We start from the raw sequence: 15553 nt of genomic DNA, 5'->3' as shown, positions 1-15553 counted from the left end.
CGAGAAGTCCCGGAGAGGTCCGGGAGAAGCGAAGGGCCCCGGGGGGCTGCCGGGTGGGTGGCGGCGCCGCGGGGCCCTTGGCGTTCAGCACGGGCGTCAGGGCAGCGCCCGCGCTGAGGTGCGGCGCCGGGGGGTAGCGCCGCGCGGAATTGGTCGGACCAATGGCAGTTGCCCGCCACGGACCGCCAACGCGCTTGTGCGGTACGGGGTTTGTCCTCTGCATCGTGGTGGATGCGCCGCATGCCGCGCAACCGTTTCGACGGATTCGACGAAGCCCGCGCGGTCCGGACCGTGCGGCCGGCCGCAGCGGCTGCCGTACGCGGGGAGTCCGCGGAGCGGCCGGACCCGGAGCGTCCCCCGGGACCGGCCGCCGGCCCCCGCCGCCGGCGGGGGTGGGTGACCGGGCTGCTGTCCCCTGCCGTCCGGTCACGCGCACCGGAGCGAAGGTCCCACGACGCGGTCGCCCCGCCTGACAGGCGGACACGGGCGTCACATCGCTCCGGTGGTGCAGCCCCATTGCCGCCGGGCGCCCAGCTGGCATCGGGGACACCTCGTCCAACGAAGTCCCTGCGGGGCGGTCACGCGCCGTACGGGTGACCGCCCGCGCGCCGGGCCGAATAGCCGCGTCGGCGTGCTGTCAGAGCCGGCCGCGGCACAGGCCGAGGAGGGTCATCGCCAGCTGCGTACCGGGGCGGCCCAGTTCGCGCCGGTAGTGGTCGAGGATCTCCATCTCGCGGGTCAGGTGGACCCGTGGCCCGCCGGTCCCGATCCGGGTCCGCTGGATGTGCCCGGACACGGCCATCCGTTCCTGCACGAGCCCGATGATCTGCTCGTCCAGCGCGTCGATCCGATCGCGCGCGCCGCTGATCTCCGTAGCCGCCGTGTTGTCAGCAGCCGCCGTGTCGTCCGCCGTCACGCTCATGTCTCTGCTCCTCAGAGGTCGGCCGGACGGCCCGGAATCCTCACTGCACGGGAGCGGAAACGCCGGACGCCCCGGGCCGTGAAGGGCCCGGGGCGTCCAGTAAGTCGTTGTCAGTGGCTCAAGCAGCACAACCGACGGACCCACGGCAGCCGGACGGGCCGGTGCCATAGGTAAACCAGAAGGTCATGTGCTGGAACATGCCGGACAGTATGCACCGTGCGCCCACCCCGGCCAAGTCCTGGCCGAGCCAGTGGCACTCCCGGGCGCCGGTAGAATCGGTGGTCCACACCCAGCTCCACCGCCGAAAGGCCGCTTCGTGGCTCCCACCCGCCGCCCGTCCGACGCACCCGTCGACACTGTCCTGGTCGTCGACTTCGGCGCGCAGTACGCCCAGCTCATCGCCCGCCGTGTGCGCGAGGCCCGGGTCTACAGCGAGATCGTCCCGCACACCATGCCGGTGTCGGAGATCCTCGCCAAGCAGCCCGCGGCGATCATCCTCTCCGGCGGCCCGTCCTCCGTGTACGCCGAGGAGGCCCCCTCCCTGGACCGTGCGCTCTTCGAGGCCGGAGTCCCCGTCTTCGGCATGTGCTACGGCTTCCAGCTGATGGCCCAGACCCTCGGCGGCACCGTCGACAACACGGGCAGCCGCGAATACGGCCGTACCGACCTCAGCGTCAGCAAGCCGGACTCCACTCTCTTCGAGGGCACCCCGGACCGGCAGCAGGTGTGGATGTCGCACGGCGACGCCTGCTCCGCGGCGCCCGAGGGCTTCACGGTCACGGCGTCCACCGAGCTGGTCCCGGTCGCGGCCTTCGAGAACGACGAGCGGAAGCTCTTCGGCGTGCAGCACCACCCCGAGGTCATGCACTCCACCTACGGGCAGCAGGTCCTGGAGCACTTCCTCTACCGCGGCGCCGGGCTGACCCCCTCGTGGACGACGACGAGCATCGTCGACGAGCAGGTCGAGGCGATCCGCGAACGGGTCGGCAGCAAGCGCGCCATCTGCGGACTGTCCGGCGGCGTCGACTCCGCGGTTGCCGGGGCCCTGGTCAACAAGGCCATCGGCACCCAGCTGACCTGCGTGTACGTCGACCACGGGCTGATGCGCAAGGGCGAGACGGAGCAGGTCGAGAAGGACTTCGTGGCCTCGACGGGCGCTGTCCTCAAGGTCGTTGACGCCTCCGAGCGCTTCCTCGACGCGCTCGCCGGGGTCAGCGACCCCGAGGAGAAGCGGAAGATCATCGGGCGGGAGTTCATCCGCGTCTTCGAGCAGGCGCAGGCCGAACTGGTCGCCGAGGCAGGCGCGGCCGGCGAGGACGTGGCCTTCCTCGTACAGGGCACGCTCTACCCGGACGTCGTCGAGTCCGGCGGCGGCACCGGCACCGCGAACATCAAGTCCCACCACAACGTGGGCGGACTGCCCGAGGACATCGAGTTCGAGCTCATCGAGCCGCTGCGGCAGCTGTTCAAGGACGAGGTCCGCGCCGTCGGTTCGGAACTCGGCCTGCCGGACGAGATCGTCCAGCGGCAGCCGTTCCCCGGCCCCGGCCTGGGCATCCGGATCATCGGCGAGGTCACCCGCGAACGGCTCGACATCCTGCGCGAGGCCGACGCCATCGCCCGCGAGGAACTGACCGCCGCCGGCCTCGACCGCGAGATCTGGCAGTGCCCGGTGGTGCTGCTCGCGGACGTGCGGAGCGTCGGCGTACAGGGCGACGGCCGCACCTACGGGCACCCCGTCGTACTGCGCCCCGTCTCCTCCGAGGACGCGATGACGGCGGACTGGTCGCGGCTGCCGTACGACGTGCTGGGCCGCATCTCGACCCGCATCACCAACGAGGTCTCCGAGGTCAACCGCGTCACGCTGGACGTCACCAGCAAGCCCCCGGGGACCATCGAGTGGGAGTGACTCTCCCCTGACGGACCGACGACAGCGCCATCGCCCGCTTTCCGGGTGGTGGCGCTGTCTCGTGTCAGACCAGGCGGCGGGCTGTGGCCCAGCGGGTGAGCTCGTGGCGGTTGGAGAGCTGGAGCTTGCGGAGGACCGCGGAGACATGCGACTCGACTGTCTTGACCGAGATGTAGAGCTGCTTGCCGACTTCCTTGTAGGCATAGCCGCGGGCGATCAGCCGGAGCACCTCGCGCTCGCGCTGGGTGAGCCGGTCGAGATCCTCGTCGATGGGCGGGGCGTCCGTGGACGCGAAGGCGTCCAGGACGAAACCGGCCAGCCGCGGGGAGAAGACCGCGTCGCCGTCCGCGACCCGGAAGATCGCGCCGACCAGATCGGTGCCGGTGATGGTCTTGGTGACATAGCCGCGGGCACCGCCGCGGATGACGCCGATGACGTCCTCCGCGGCATCGGAGACCGACAGCGCCAGGAAGCGCACCGGCGCCTCGGCGTCGGCCGCCAACGCGGCGCAGCGGCGCAGGACTTCGACCCCGCCGCCGCCCGGCAGATGGACGTCCAGCAGCACGACATCGGGACGGGTGGCGGCGATGACGGAGACCGCCTGGTCGACATCGCCGGCCTCGCCCGTCACATCGACGCCGGTGACGTCCGTGACCCCGATCTCCGCCCGGACGCCCGCGCGGAACATCCGGTGGTCGTCGACGAGAACCACCCGCACCCGGCGCGCCTCGTCCGCCGCGGCCCCCGTCCCCTCGGACTCTCCGGTCCCCTCGGTCTCGTCGGTCACGATGTCTCCTCCGTCTTGTCCGCTGCCCGCTCCATCTCCAGCTCCACCTCGGTGCCTTCACCGGGGGAGGACCGAAGCCGTGCGGTGCCGCCGTTGCGCTGCATGCGGCCGATGATCGATTCGCGGACGCCCATCCGGTCCTCCGGAACGGTGTCCGGATCGAAGCCGGGGCCGCGGTCCCGCACGGACACGAAGACCGTGCGTTCCTCCACTTCGGCGAAGACCTGCACCGTGCCGCGCTCGCCACCGTACTTGGCGGCGTTCACCATCGCCTCGCGCGCGGCCTGGATCTGGGCGCCGAGCCGATCGTCGAGAGGGCAGTCGCCGACACAGACGACCTCGACCGGGACGCCGTGCGCGTCCTCGACCTCGGCGGCCGTCACCTTGACCGCCGCCGCCAGGGTCTCCGGCGCCTCCGCCTCGTCCTTGCCCGTGCCGTCCGGTCTGTAGAGCCACTCGCGCAGTTCGCGCTCCTGGGACCGGGCGAGGCGGGCGACTTCACGGGGATGCTCGGCGTTGCGCTGGATCAGCGTGAGGGTGTGCAGCACGGAGTCGTGGACGTGCGCGGCGACTTCGGCCCGCTCCTGGGCGCGGATGCGCATCAGCCGCTCCTCGGAGAGATCCTGCATCATCCGCACGAGATAGGGGCCCGCCAGCAGGGCGACGCCGACCAGGATCGCCAGCGCCGCCTGGAGCACGGGGCCGAGATGCCGGGCCGAGCCCTGCACGACGACGATGCCGGTGACGCCGGCGGCGACCAGCAGCACGCCGGCCGTGCCGCGGGCGAGCGGCAACAGCCGCTTGCGGCGGCTGACTTCGGCCCAGTGCTCCCGCCGGGCGTTGTCGGCCTGGCGCCAGACCAGGACCACGCCGAGGCCGATCAGCAGCACCGGCCAGAGGTAGGTGTTGGCCCGGCCGAACTGGAGATTGTCCGCCAGCACCACGGCCACCACGACCAGCGCCAGCAGCGCCGTCAGCTGGCCCTTGTCCGGCTTGCGGACCACGCGGCGGCGCTTGCCGTCGGGGTCCGTCGCCGTCGCGGCGGACCGGGCGCGCGGCGCGGTGCTGACACCGCCGGTGCCGAGCGGCACCACGAACCAGAACGCGGCATACAGCAGCACCCCGAGGCCGTTGGCCACGCACAGCGCGAGGATGACGATCCGCACCCAGGAGACCGGCAGCCCGAGATGCCCGGCGAGGCCGCGCGCGACGCCGCCGAGCATGCGGCCTTCCGCGCTGCGGTACAGCTTGCGCGGCGGCGGCTCGTCGGGTGCGGCGGCCGCGGACGCGGCGCCGAGGCCCGGGGGTGCGGCGGTCATGTCCCGATCGTCACACGCGGGCGGCAGAGGGGGCATCAGGGTCCGTCCCTGAGTGACCCCTGAGGTACGGGCGTGCAGACAGGCCGATCTCAGGGTTGTGTCCGGGTCGGTCCCGGATGTGACGTGGGGCGCGCAGCGGCGAACATGTCCTCATGACCGACGAGCAGCAGCCGTCACGGGACGACGGCACGCACGGCCCCGCCGCCACGGCGGCCCCCGGCGGCGGCGCCGCGGGGGCGTCTGCTGCCGAGGGGGACGGCGGGCGGATCAGGCGGAGCAGGAAGCACCGGGTCGTCGGCGGCGTGTGCGCCGGGCTCGGCCGGCATTTCGACGTGGACCCGGTGATGTTCCGGGTGCCGCTCGCCGTGCTCTCCGTCGTCGGCGGGCTCGGCCTGGTCTTCTACGGCTGTGCGTGGCTGCTGATCCCCGCGTCCGGCGAGCGGGAGAACGAGCTGCGGAAGCTGCTGTCGGGGCGGATCGAGGCCGGTTCGCTGGCCGCTTTCCTGTTCGCGCTGGTCGGCTGCGGTCTCTTCCTCGCCTCGCTCGGCAGCCGGAGCACCGCTTTCTCGCTGATGCTGGCGGTGGCGGTCGCCGGCGCTGCCTACTGGTCGCGCCACCGGCGGCAGGCCGAGGCGGCGGAGGCGGAGGGCGCCCCGCTCGACCCGGCCACCGCGCATGCCGTCGCCGACGCCCCGCCGGAGGCCAAGGCGCCGCCGGTGCGGGAGGTGCCGCAGTGGTGGCAGGACCCGACGGGCCTGCACATCACCTACGCCGGCGGCGGGCACAGCGGACAGGTGGGCGACTCCGGCTATCTGTGGGGGCCGGCCGATCTGAGTGACGCCGAAGCGGCCGGGATGAGAGCCGGGGCGGGCGCGAGTCCGGCCGTGGAGAGTCCCGGCTCCCGGCAGCCGGCGAAGACGCGGCGGCGGTCCATAGGCGGGCCGGTGCTGCTGCTCGCGCTCCTCGCGGCCGTGGCCGGCACGGCAGCGGAGTGGAGCAGCAGGCCGCTCGGTACGAGCCTGACGCTCGGATTCGCCTGCGCGCTGGCCGTGTTCGCCCTCGGGCTGGTCGTCAGCGCCTTCTTCGGGCGGCTGGGGGCGGGCACGATCGTGCTGGTGGTGCTCACCGCGGCGCTGCTGACCGGTGCCGCTCTCCTGCCCAAGGACATCGGCACCCACTGGGACGAGCGGAGATGGACGCCGGCTTCGGCGGTGAAGCTCCAGCCGGAGTACCGGCTGGACGGCGGCCACGGCGAACTGGACCTGCGGCGGCTGGAGCTGAAGGAGGGACAGACGGTGCGGACGGCGGCCCGGATCGGTGCGGGGCAGCTGAAGGTCGTGGTGCCGGAGGGTGTCGCGGTCCGGCTCGACGCGCATGTCGACGCGGGAGAGATCAGGGTTCCGCGCGGCGGGTCCCTCGACGGGCAGACGGGGCACGACACCTCCGGAGGTCTGGACCGGAGGCTGGAGACGACGCTGAAGCCGCTGGGCTCCTCGTCGGCGCCGAAGGGGACGATCGATCTGAAGCTCGAAGTGAGCCTCGGCCAGGGCGAGATCGTCCAGGTGGACCCGTCCGGGGTCAGGACGGACGGGATACCGGCGGGGTCGACTGGGCAGTCCACGACGACCCCGGGGCTGCCCGCGGCCCCCTCGGGACAGCCCTCGTTGCCGTCGCCCGCCGGCGCCTCCCGTACGGCGGCCCTGCGATGAGCCGGCACCGTTTCGAGCCCGCGCTGCTGCTGCTCGGTCTGATACTGCTCGGTGCCGCGCTGACCTTCGTGATGGACGCGCTCGGCGAATGGCAGGTGCCCGGCTGGCTGTTGCTGATTCTCGTGCCGGCCGCGCTGGTCCTGGCGGCCTTCACCGCGGTGATGACCTACGTGGCACGGCAGCGCCTCGCGCGGCGGCGCGAGGGGAGCGCCCCGGAACCGCCGGGGACCGGCTAGCCGAAGATCCGCCGCCCCTTGCGCCTCCGGCGCTGTACGAGCAGCGAGTCCAGGGAGAACATCGGCGCCCCCGCGCAGATCAGCGGGATCCACGCCATCAGATACGGGAGGTCGTTGCCCAGGTAGTAGGGCTCGCTGGACCAGCTCATGGTCAGCAGGAACGTCAGCGACAGCAGGGCCCCGCCGAGCGCCGCCAGCCGTGCCCACAGCCCGGCCAGGGTGCCCAGCCCGACGACCAGCTCACCGGTCGCGATGGCGATGCCGAAGCCGTTCGGGCTGTGCTGCGCCAGGTCGATCAGGGCGGGCACGCCGGCCGTGTTCCGTACCGCGTCGAGCTGGGCGGCCAGTGACTCCGGGCCGTTGCCGAAGAAGGCGGGGTCGGTCAGCTTGTACAGCCCCGCGTAGATGAAGGTGATGCCGAGGAAGGCGCGCAGCGGCAGCAGCGCATAGCGCGAGGCCATGCCCCGGAGCCCTGCCGGCCCGCTTCCCTGCGGTCCGTCGAAACCGTTGACCGCATGCGGCGTGTCGTCGCCGCCCATCCGATCCGCCAGAGACATCCGCCTACCGCCTTCCGAAGAGCCGGGCTGCCAGTGTGGGGTGTCGAGGGTGCGGGGGCGATTCTTCCCGTACGGCGTCCTCTCCAGGCAAGTACGGAACGGAACGCCGGGCCACTCACACGACGCGGAGACAGGACGCGGACACAGGGCCCGGCCCGGGATCCGTGCGCGGGACCCGTGCCGGACCGCCGCCCGCGGGAGGCAGTCCGGTCAGTCGGCGACGTCGACGGTGTAGCGGTTCGTCTCGACCCCGGCCGCAGTGATCACCTGCACGTCGACCCGGCCCGCGTCGACCTCCACGGGCACCGGAACGATCAGGGTGGCGTCGGCCGGATTGGTGAAGCCGCCGGGCACGGGGATCAGCGGCACGTTGACGTGCACCGCGCCGATCCGCACCACCATCCGGGCCAGCCGGTCGGGCGCGCCCGCGCCCGGCGGTACGAAGCCCGCGCCGCGGATCTCGATGTCGTCGCCGGTGCGGATGGGCGCGTGCAGATCGCCGATCTCGCGTGCCCGGACGACCGACAGCACGACCGGCCGGCCGCCCTCCGCGTATTTGCCCGCCAGATACGTCGCCGTGGACACCGCCACGAGCACCGCCAGCGCCCAGGGCAGGTCGGGCAGTTGCTCGGGCATGCGGGCGAGCCGCACCGCGGCGAACAGCACCGCGACGCCGTTGACCAGCGCGTACTGCACGTCCGAGAAGGAGCCGCGGCCGGCGTCGTCGGTGAGCAGATCGGCGGCGCGGGGCCGGTCGGCGCGCACCTTCTGGAGCCGCTGCGACTGCACCCGTACGGCGACTGTGCGGCGTACGAAGACGGCCACCGCGCAGCTCAGCGCCAGCACCGTCAACAGCCCGGCGCCGCGCGCCAGATCGAGCCCCGACAGCAGGGCGCGTCCGTCCTCGGCGCCCCCGGTGAAGGCCAGCTGGAGGGCGAGGACGAGCACCGCGTAGGCGGCGAGCAGCACCCACGCACCGGCGACCGTACGGGAGGTGGACAGCCGGTTGTCCTCGCCGATGACGGGGGCGAGGACGCCGCCGCGGGCCCGGTGGTAGTACGCGGCGAGGCTGAGCGGTACGGCGGTGAGGACCGCGGCCACCAGTCCCGCGGTGCGTGCCGTCGTCCAGCCGGCCGAGATGGCGGTGAGCGCCTGGCACAGGAGCAGCACCGTCACGGCGGCCCATACGGCGGCGAGGGTGTGCCGCCACAGACCGGTGAGCCAGGAGTCGCCCTCGGCGCGGGCGTGTTCGGCGACTGTGCCCGCGGCTCCGGCGAGTTCGTCGGAGATCCACTGCCGGGAGGCGCTCGCGGAGTGCGCGAGCGCTGCGGGTACGCCGTTGCCGGCCGCCAGTTCGTCCCGGCGCAGGTGGAAGTCGTGGAGCGCGCCCTTCGCACAGTGCGGCGAGTGCGTACTGCCGGTACTGCCTGTGCCGGGACGGTCCTGCGTACCGCCCGGATGGTGTGAACTGTCCGGGTTCGGCGCGCTGCCCGCGCTGCCGCAGCCCGAGCCCCGCGTGCCGTCCCGTGCCGTATCGACGGCCACTGTGCAACCCCGCCTCTCAACTACCAAGCGCTGATGGGGGATTGTGCCTTATGGCCGCAAGCGTCAGCTCAGCAGGTCCGGTTCTTCACGAGTCACTCCTGCGTACAGCGGCTGGTAGTTGATCCATGCGACGAGATCGCTGCCGAGCTGTTCGCGGGTCGTGACGGCATTCCTGTGGTCGATCAGCACGGGCTTGCCGGAAGCGCGTGCGGACAGCTGGATCTCGCAGGCGCGCTCCATCTGGTGGAACCACCACGCCGCCGAGTCGACCGTGTCGCCGACCGTCAACAGGCCGTGATTGCGCAGGATGAGCCCCTTGTGCGGGCCGAGAGCCGACGCGATGCGGCGGCCCTCCTGCTCGTCGACGGCGACGCCGGTGTACTCGTTCAGCAGCGCGTGGTCCTCGTAGAAGGCGCACGCGTCCTGCGTGAGCGGGTCGAGCAGCTCGCCGAGCGCGGACAGCGCGCGCCCGTGCGTGGAGTGGCTGTGTGCGACGGCAACGACATCCGGGCGCGCCTGGTGCACTTGTGAGTGAACGACGAACGCCGCCTGGTTGACGTGCCGGCGCCCCTGGAGGACCCGGCCCAGCTCGTCGACGAGCAGCAGATCGCTGACCGTCACGTGCTGGAAGGGCACCCCGAACGGGTTCACCCAGAAGCAGTCGGTGAACTCCGGGTCCCGTGCGGTGATATGGCCCGCCACACCCTCGTCGTACCCGAACCGGGCGAACACGCGCAGCGCCGCCGCCAGCCGCTCCTTGCGGTGCTGCCGCTCCTCGGCCGGGGAGAGATTCTCGGGCGGCAGGCTGAAGTGCAGCTCTTCCGGGGGTATCGGGGCCGGGCGGGCGGTGCCTGCCGGGTGGGCGGGTTCGGCGGGGTACGACATGGGCCTGCTCCTCCTGATCGCAGCGCGGTACGGAAGCGGAAGCTACCTGTACGTACGTCAACTGACCAGGGCCGGGCGGGCGTCGGACCGGGCACGCGCCGGACCGGGCGGGGGCCCGGCCGCGGTGCTCAGGCCGGACGCATCGCGCCCGAGAAGGGCATCTCGTCGATCGGCGCGACCCGGACCGGCGTGCCGGGACGGGGCGCGTGGATCATCTTGCCGCCGCCGATGTAGAGCCCCACATGGCTGACGCTCTCGTAGAAGAACACCAGGTCACCAGGGGCGAGTTGGCCCCGGGCGACACGCTTTCCGGCGTCGATCTGTGCGTACGTCGTGCGGGGCAGCGAGACGCCGGCGGCCTTCCACGCGGCCTGGGTCAGGCCTGAGCAGTCGTACGAGCCGGGGCCGGTGGCGCCCCAGACGTACGGCTTGCCCAGCACGCCGCGCGCGAAGTCGACGGCCTGCACGGCGCGTCCCGCCGCCTGCCCGGGACGTACGGCGTCCCGGCCCGCGCCCGAACCGTCCGCGCCCGAACCGCTCGCGCCTGAACCGTCCGCGCCGTCCGAACGGGACGCGCGGGCGCCGGCGGGCGGCTCCTCACCGAGCGCCCGCGCGCGGTCCTCGGGCGAGAGCCGGTCGAGCAGCTTCTCCGCCTCCGCGAGCTTGTCCTTCACCGTCCGCTTGTGCGCACGGGCCGAGGCGGTCGCGTGCCGGAGGGTCTGCTCCGTCGCGGCGGCCTCGTCGCGCAGCTGCCGCACCTCCCGCGCCTGCGCGGCGATCTTCCGTACGGTGGCCGACTGCCGGTCGCCGGCGCGCTCGGTGACGGCCGCCCGGTCCAGATAGTCGTCAGGCGAGGACGAGAGCGCGACCTGCAGGGACGGGTCGAGGCCGGCGGTGCGGTACTGCGCGGTGGCGTACGAACCCAGGGTGTCCCGCGCCGCGTTGAGCCGGGAGCGGCCGCGGGCGGTCTCGTCGCGGAGCTCCTCGAGCCGGTCCTCGGCCGCCTCGGAGCGCTCCTCGGCGGCGTTGTGGCGTTCCGTCGCGCGCTCGGCCTGGCGGTGCAGCGCGTCCACACGGGAGGCGATCTGCTCGGGGGTCTGCTGTGGATCCGCGTGCCCCGAGCCTTCGAATGCGAACGAGCCGGCCGTCCCGGCGAGCGTGAGGGTGAGCGCGGCGCGCGCGGCGTTGCCGGTGAGCGGATGCGGCGGCCGGGGCCTGCGGTGGGAGGGGGAGGGGGAGGACTTGCGGTGCGAGGCCATGGTCCGGCCGTCACTTCCTTCGCGTCGTACGTCCCGCGAGGGGGAACCCGGCGGCGGCCCGCACAGGGGGGAACGGACCGCCGCCGGATCTTCGGCGGGGGTGGCCGGACGTACCCGAGGGGCGGGGCCCGGCCACCTGGGCGAGGACGCTAGCCCCACGGTCCGCGCCGCTGCCCGGCGTTGACCGCGACTGTCCGTTTTCGGCGGGGCGGGGAGCGGAGGGGGACCGGCGGCGCGACGGTCACGGTCGCCTTCCGGTGACTCGGCGATCGATGCGCGGATTCCGCGCCCCCTGCCCGGCAGGCCGTGTTACCGCCCCACCGCGGGGCCGTACGCCGTGGCGCCGTCGCGGTGTGGGGGAACCGCGACGGCGCAGCCGGAGGTCAGCCGGGGCGGACGGCCGAGTGGAACGGCATGTAGTCGATCGACTCGTAGCGCACGTTGGCGCCGGGCTTCGGCGCGTGGATCATCTTGCCGCCGCCGCTGTAGATCCCGACGTGGCTGATGTCGTCGTAGAAGAAGACCAAGTCGCCCGGCTGCAGCTGGGACTTGGAGACCGTCGTGCCGACCTTCACCTGGTCCCACGTGGTGCGCGGCAGCGATATGCCGGCGGCCTTCCAGGCATCCTGGGTGAGGCCCGAGCAGTCGTACGAGGACGGGCCCGTCGCACCCCACACGTACGGCTTGCCCAGCTGTTCCTTCGCAAAGCCGAGCACCTTCGCGGCCTTCGTCGCGTACGCGCCGTCCGACGTGCCGCCGGAGGAACCGGAGTCCGAACCGGACGACGAGCCGGAGTCCGAGCCGGAACCCGAACCCTCCTCGCGCTGCCGCTCCTCCTCGGCCGCCTGCCGGCGCTCCTGCTCCGCGCGGGCCGCGGCCTTGCGCTGCGCCTCGGCCTCCTTCTTGCGCTCCAGCGCGGCCAGCCGGGCCTTCTCCTGCGCGGTCAGCTTCGACAGCATCGTGCGCGCCTCGGACAGTTTGCCCTGCACCTCGCGCTTGCTGTCCCGGAGTTGGTCCTGCGCGGAGGTGAGCGATTCGAGCTGGCGGGTCGCCTCGGCGCGCTTCGTGCTGGCCGACCGCTGCTGCTTCTCGAAGTCGGCGACGGCCTCCTTCTGGCGGCCGGTCATCCGGTCCATCATGTGCTTCTGCTTGAAGAAGCTCTGCGGGTTCTCCGTGAGCAGCAGCGTCGCCGTGTCCGACATGCCGCCGGTGCGGTACTGCGCGGCGGCGATCGAACCGAGCAGCCTGCGCGCGTCGTTGAGCTTCTCGGTCCGCTGTGCGACCTGGCCGAGCATCGAGTCGACCTTCGAACGCTGCGCCGCCGTCTGCTCCTTGGCCGCGTTGTACTTCTGCGTCGAGACGCCGGCCTGCTGGTACAGCCGGTCGACCTTCTTCTTCACCGACTCCACGGACGGTCTGGCACCGCCGTCGTCGGGTGCGGCGCTCGCGCTCTGCGAGAGCAGAGTGACGGAGGCGAACGCGGCGGTGGTGACTCCGATGGCTCCGCGCTTCGTCGCGGCGGACTGCAATATGCGGGTGCGCGGCTTGCGGTGGGACGCCAAGGCCGGCGACTCCTTCCGTGCTCCGCCTACCGGGTTAGCTGTCGGGTTCGGGCGTCGGAAAGCGGCCCTACGGAGCGCATCGCGCGGTGCGCGCGCTCCGATTCACCCCTGCAGTACGTGCGTACGCGGTGGGTCCCCGGCTCCGGCACGGCGGCCGGACTCGGCGGGGGCGGTCCGTGCCGGCGCGGTCGCCGGCGAACGGTGCGGACTGCCCAGAGACGGCACGGTAGCGAAGTCGTGTGGCCCATGTGAAGGCTGTGAGCGATTCGTCCGTTATCTTTTCGTTGCCTCGCAGGTGAGCAGCGGCGGGGCGGTGCGGAAGCGGACAGCTGTGCGCAGTTTCCGTGCGGAGGGCAAGGGTGTCGGTGCGGGCGCCTAGACTCGTACGACGATGAGCAGCCTCTTCGACGACAGTCACCTCGCGCACCTGGAACCCCCGGCCGAGGAGGAGCCGCCGCCTCCTCCGGACCCGGAGGGACCGGACGCGGCGCCCGACGACCTCTTCGGCGGCACCTTCGGTTCCGGTGCCCGCGAGCCGTACCACCGGGACGGCGCCCCGCGCACCGTCGTGGACACGGCCGCGCTGCTGGACGGGATGAACGAGCCGCAGCGCGACGCCGTCGTGCACACCGGCTCGCCGCTGCTCATCGTCGCCGGCGCCGGCTCCGGCAAGACCCGCGTGCTCACCCACCGCATCGCGTATCTGCTGGGCGCCCGCGGCGTCCACCCCGGCCAGATCCTCGCGATCACCTTCACCAACAAGGCCGCGGGCGAGATGAAGGAGCGCGTCGAGGAGCTGGTGGGCCCGCGCGGGCAGGCGATGTGGGTGTCGACGTTCCACAGCGCGTGCGTGCGCATCCTGCGCCGGGAGTCCAAGAAGCTCGGTTTCACCTCGTCGTTCTCGATCTACGACGCGGCCGACTCGAAGCGGCTGATGGCGCTGGTGTGCCGGGATCTCGACCTCGATCCGAAGCGCTTCCCGCCCAAGTCGTTCAGCGCGAAGGTGTCCAACCTCAAGAACGAACTGGTCGACGAGGAGGACTTCGCGGGGCAGGCCAGCGACGGCTTCGAGAAGACCCTCGCCGAGGCGTACGCGATGTACCAGGCGCGGCTGCGCGAGGCCAACGCCCTGGACTTCGACGACATCATCATGACGACGGTGAATCTGCTGCGCGCCTTCCCGGACGTGGCGGAGCACTACCGGCGGCGCTTCCGGCACGTCCTCGTGGATGAGTACCAGGACACCAACCACGCGCAGTACGCGCTGGTGCGGGAGCTCGTCGGCGGCGGGGACGACCCGGCGGAACTGTGCGTCGTCGGCGACGCCGACCAGTCGATCTACGCCTTCCGCGGTGCCACCATCCGCAACATCCTGCAGTTCGAGGAGGACTACCCGGACGCGACGACCATCCTGCTGGAGCAGAACTACCGCTCCACGCAGACGATTCTGAGCGCCGCCAACGCCGTCATCGAGCGGAACGAGAACCGCCGCCCGAAGAACCTGTGGACCCGCGCCGGGGACGGCCCGCGGATCACCGGCTACGTCGCGGACACGGAGCACGACGAGGCGCAGTTCATCGCCGACGAGATCGACCGGCTCACGGACGGCGGCGAGGCCAAGGCCTCGGACGTCGCGATCTTCTACCGTACGAACGCGCAGTCCCGTGTCTTCGAAGAGGTGCTGATCCGGGTCGGCCTGCCGTACAAGGTCGTCGGCGGTGTCCGCTTCTACGAGCGGCGCGAAGTCCGGGACGTGCTGGCCTACTTGCGGGTGCTGGCCAACCCGGAGGACTCCGTCTCGATGCGGCGCATCCTCAACGTGCCCAAGCGCGGCATCGGGGACCGCGCCGAGGCGATGATCGAGGCGCTGTCCTCCCGCGAGAAGATCACGTTCCCGCAGGCGCTCATCCGGGTCGACGAGGCGTACGGCATGGCGGCCCGTTCGGCGAACGCGGTGCGGAAGTTCAACGTGCTGATGGACGAACTGCGCACCATCGTCGAGTCGGGCGCAGGCCCTGCCACCGTCCTGGAGGCGGTGATGGAGCAGACCGGCTATCTGGCCGAGCTCCAGGCCTCCACCGACCCGCAGGACGAGACCCGCATCGAGAACCTGCAGGAACTCGCCGCCGTCGCCCTCGAGTTCGAGCAGGAGCGTGCCGAGGACGAGCCGGGCACGCTGGCCGACTTCCTGGAGCAGGTCGCGCTCGTCGCCGACTCCGACCAGATCCCCGACGAGGCGGAGGGCGAGGAAGGCGAGGAGGCCGGAGTCGTCACGCTGATGACGCTGCACACGGCCAAGGGGCTGGAGTTCCCCGTGGTGTTCCTGACCGGCATGGAGGACGGCGTCTTCCCGCACATGCGCGCCCTGGGGAACACCAAGGAGCTGGAGGAGGAGCGGCGGCTCGCGTACGTGGGCATCACCCGCGCCCGGGAGCGGCTGTATCTGACCCGCTCCGGCATGCGCAGCGCCTGGGGCCAGCCGCAGTACAACCCGCCGTCCCGCTTCCTGGAGGAGATCCCCGACTCGCACGTCGAGTGGAAGCGCACGGGGAAGGGCGCGGCACCGGGCGTCTCCGTCAGCACGGGCGGCGGCATCGGCGCGGGGCTCTCGTCCCCGGGCAGCCGGGGCCGCGGCGGCCCGAGCGGCTTCGCGACGCGGCGGACTTCGGACCGGCCGGTCGTCTCCCTGACAGCCGGGGACCGGGTGACGCACGACAGTTTCGGGCTGGGCACCGTGGTCGCGGTGAAGGGCAGCGGCGACGCGGCGGAGGCGACGATCGACTTCGGCGGCGAGAAGCCCAAGCGGCTGCTGCTGCGGTACGCGCCGGTGCAGAAGCTGTAGCTGCCGTACGGCAGTCGGCAG

At 72.3% G+C, this 15553-nt stretch carries 12 protein-coding genes and 1 riboswitch; of the genes, 4 read left to right on the top strand and 8 right to left on the bottom strand.

What is annotated here, in order from left to right; translation table 11 throughout:
• Window positions 1-637 precede the first annotated feature (637 nt).
• Entirely contained in the window at window positions 638-922 is a 285-nt protein-coding gene (locus AC3AGO_RS14830; RefSeq protein ID WP_487820673.1) for a chorismate mutase, read from the bottom strand.
• 316 nt (window positions 923-1238) lie between these two features.
• Between AC3AGO_RS14830 and guaA the strand changes: the two genes are divergently transcribed.
• Complete coding sequence (guaA, locus tag AC3AGO_RS14825; RefSeq protein WP_487820672.1) at window positions 1239-2831, top strand: glutamine-hydrolyzing GMP synthase; 1593 nt, start codon at window positions 1239-1241, stop codon at window positions 2829-2831.
• 64 nt (window positions 2832-2895) lie between these two features.
• On the opposite strand, the gene AC3AGO_RS14820 is transcribed toward guaA, so the two are convergent.
• Together AC3AGO_RS14820 and AC3AGO_RS14815 are read right to left on the bottom strand one after the other, a co-directional pair.
• Window positions 2896-3618, bottom strand: a complete 723-nt coding sequence (locus AC3AGO_RS14820) for a LuxR C-terminal-related transcriptional regulator (protein ID WP_487820671.1) — start codon at window positions 3616-3618, stop codon at window positions 2896-2898.
• A complete protein-coding gene (locus AC3AGO_RS14815) occupies window positions 3615-4937 on the bottom strand; it encodes a PspC domain-containing protein (protein WP_487820670.1) in 1323 nt (440 codons plus the stop codon). Before AC3AGO_RS14815 ends, AC3AGO_RS14820 begins: the two co-directional genes overlap by 4 nt.
• A 152-nt stretch (window positions 4938-5089) precedes the next feature.
• On the opposite strand from AC3AGO_RS14815, the gene AC3AGO_RS14810 reads away from it, so the two are divergent.
• Both AC3AGO_RS14810 and AC3AGO_RS14805 read left to right on the top strand, forming a co-directional pair.
• Window positions 5090-6646 carry a PspC domain-containing protein gene (locus AC3AGO_RS14810; RefSeq protein ID WP_487820669.1) on the top strand — a complete coding sequence of 519 codons (1557 nt, stop codon included), beginning with the start codon at window positions 5090-5092 and terminating at the stop codon, window positions 6644-6646.
• Window positions 6643-6882: a hypothetical protein gene (locus tag AC3AGO_RS14805; RefSeq protein WP_487820668.1), complete on the top strand. Its 240-nt coding sequence runs from the start codon at window positions 6643-6645 to the stop codon at window positions 6880-6882. Before AC3AGO_RS14810 ends, AC3AGO_RS14805 begins: the two co-directional genes overlap by 4 nt.
• On the opposite strand, the gene AC3AGO_RS14800 is transcribed toward AC3AGO_RS14805, so the two are convergent.
• From AC3AGO_RS14800 to AC3AGO_RS14780, 5 genes are all read right to left on the bottom strand, one after another.
• Window positions 6879-7421 carry a DoxX family protein gene (locus tag AC3AGO_RS14800; protein WP_487824663.1) on the bottom strand — a complete coding sequence of 181 codons (543 nt, stop codon included), beginning with the start codon at window positions 7419-7421 and terminating at the stop codon, window positions 6879-6881. The genes AC3AGO_RS14805 and AC3AGO_RS14800 overlap by 4 nt on opposite strands.
• A 228-nt stretch (window positions 7422-7649) precedes the next feature.
• Window positions 7650-8984, bottom strand: a complete 1335-nt coding sequence (locus AC3AGO_RS14795) for a hypothetical protein (protein WP_487820667.1) — start codon at window positions 8982-8984, stop codon at window positions 7650-7652.
• A gap of 63 nt (window positions 8985-9047) precedes the next feature.
• Window positions 9048-9869, bottom strand: coding sequence for a class II aldolase/adducin family protein (locus AC3AGO_RS14790; RefSeq protein ID WP_487820666.1), 822 nt, complete (start codon window positions 9867-9869; stop codon window positions 9048-9050).
• 128 nt (window positions 9870-9997) lie between these two features.
• Window positions 9998-11128: an NlpC/P60 family protein gene (locus AC3AGO_RS14785; protein ID WP_487820665.1), complete on the bottom strand. Its 1131-nt coding sequence runs from the start codon at window positions 11126-11128 to the stop codon at window positions 9998-10000.
• Window positions 11129-11511: 383 nt separating this feature from the next.
• The gene (locus AC3AGO_RS14780; RefSeq protein ID WP_487820664.1) at window positions 11512-12690 is read right to left on the bottom strand and encodes a C40 family peptidase; all 1179 of its coding nucleotides are present in this window, start codon (window positions 12688-12690) and stop codon (window positions 11512-11514) included.
• Window positions 12691-12698: 8 nt separating this feature from the next.
• Window positions 12699-12866: riboswitch (cyclic di-AMP (ydaO/yuaA leader) on the bottom strand.
• Window positions 12867-13081: 215 nt separating this feature from the next.
• On the opposite strand from AC3AGO_RS14780, the gene pcrA reads away from it, so the two are divergent.
• The gene (gene pcrA, locus AC3AGO_RS14775; protein ID WP_487820663.1) at window positions 13082-15532 is read left to right on the top strand and encodes a DNA helicase PcrA; all 2451 of its coding nucleotides are present in this window, start codon (window positions 13082-13084) and stop codon (window positions 15530-15532) included.
• Window positions 15533-15553: the final 21 nt, after the last annotated feature.

It is taken from the genome of Streptomyces sp. BL1 (genome assembly GCF_057628045.1).
Note: the sequence above shows the minus strand (reverse complement) of the source record. Positions and strands in the feature narration are given on the sequence as shown.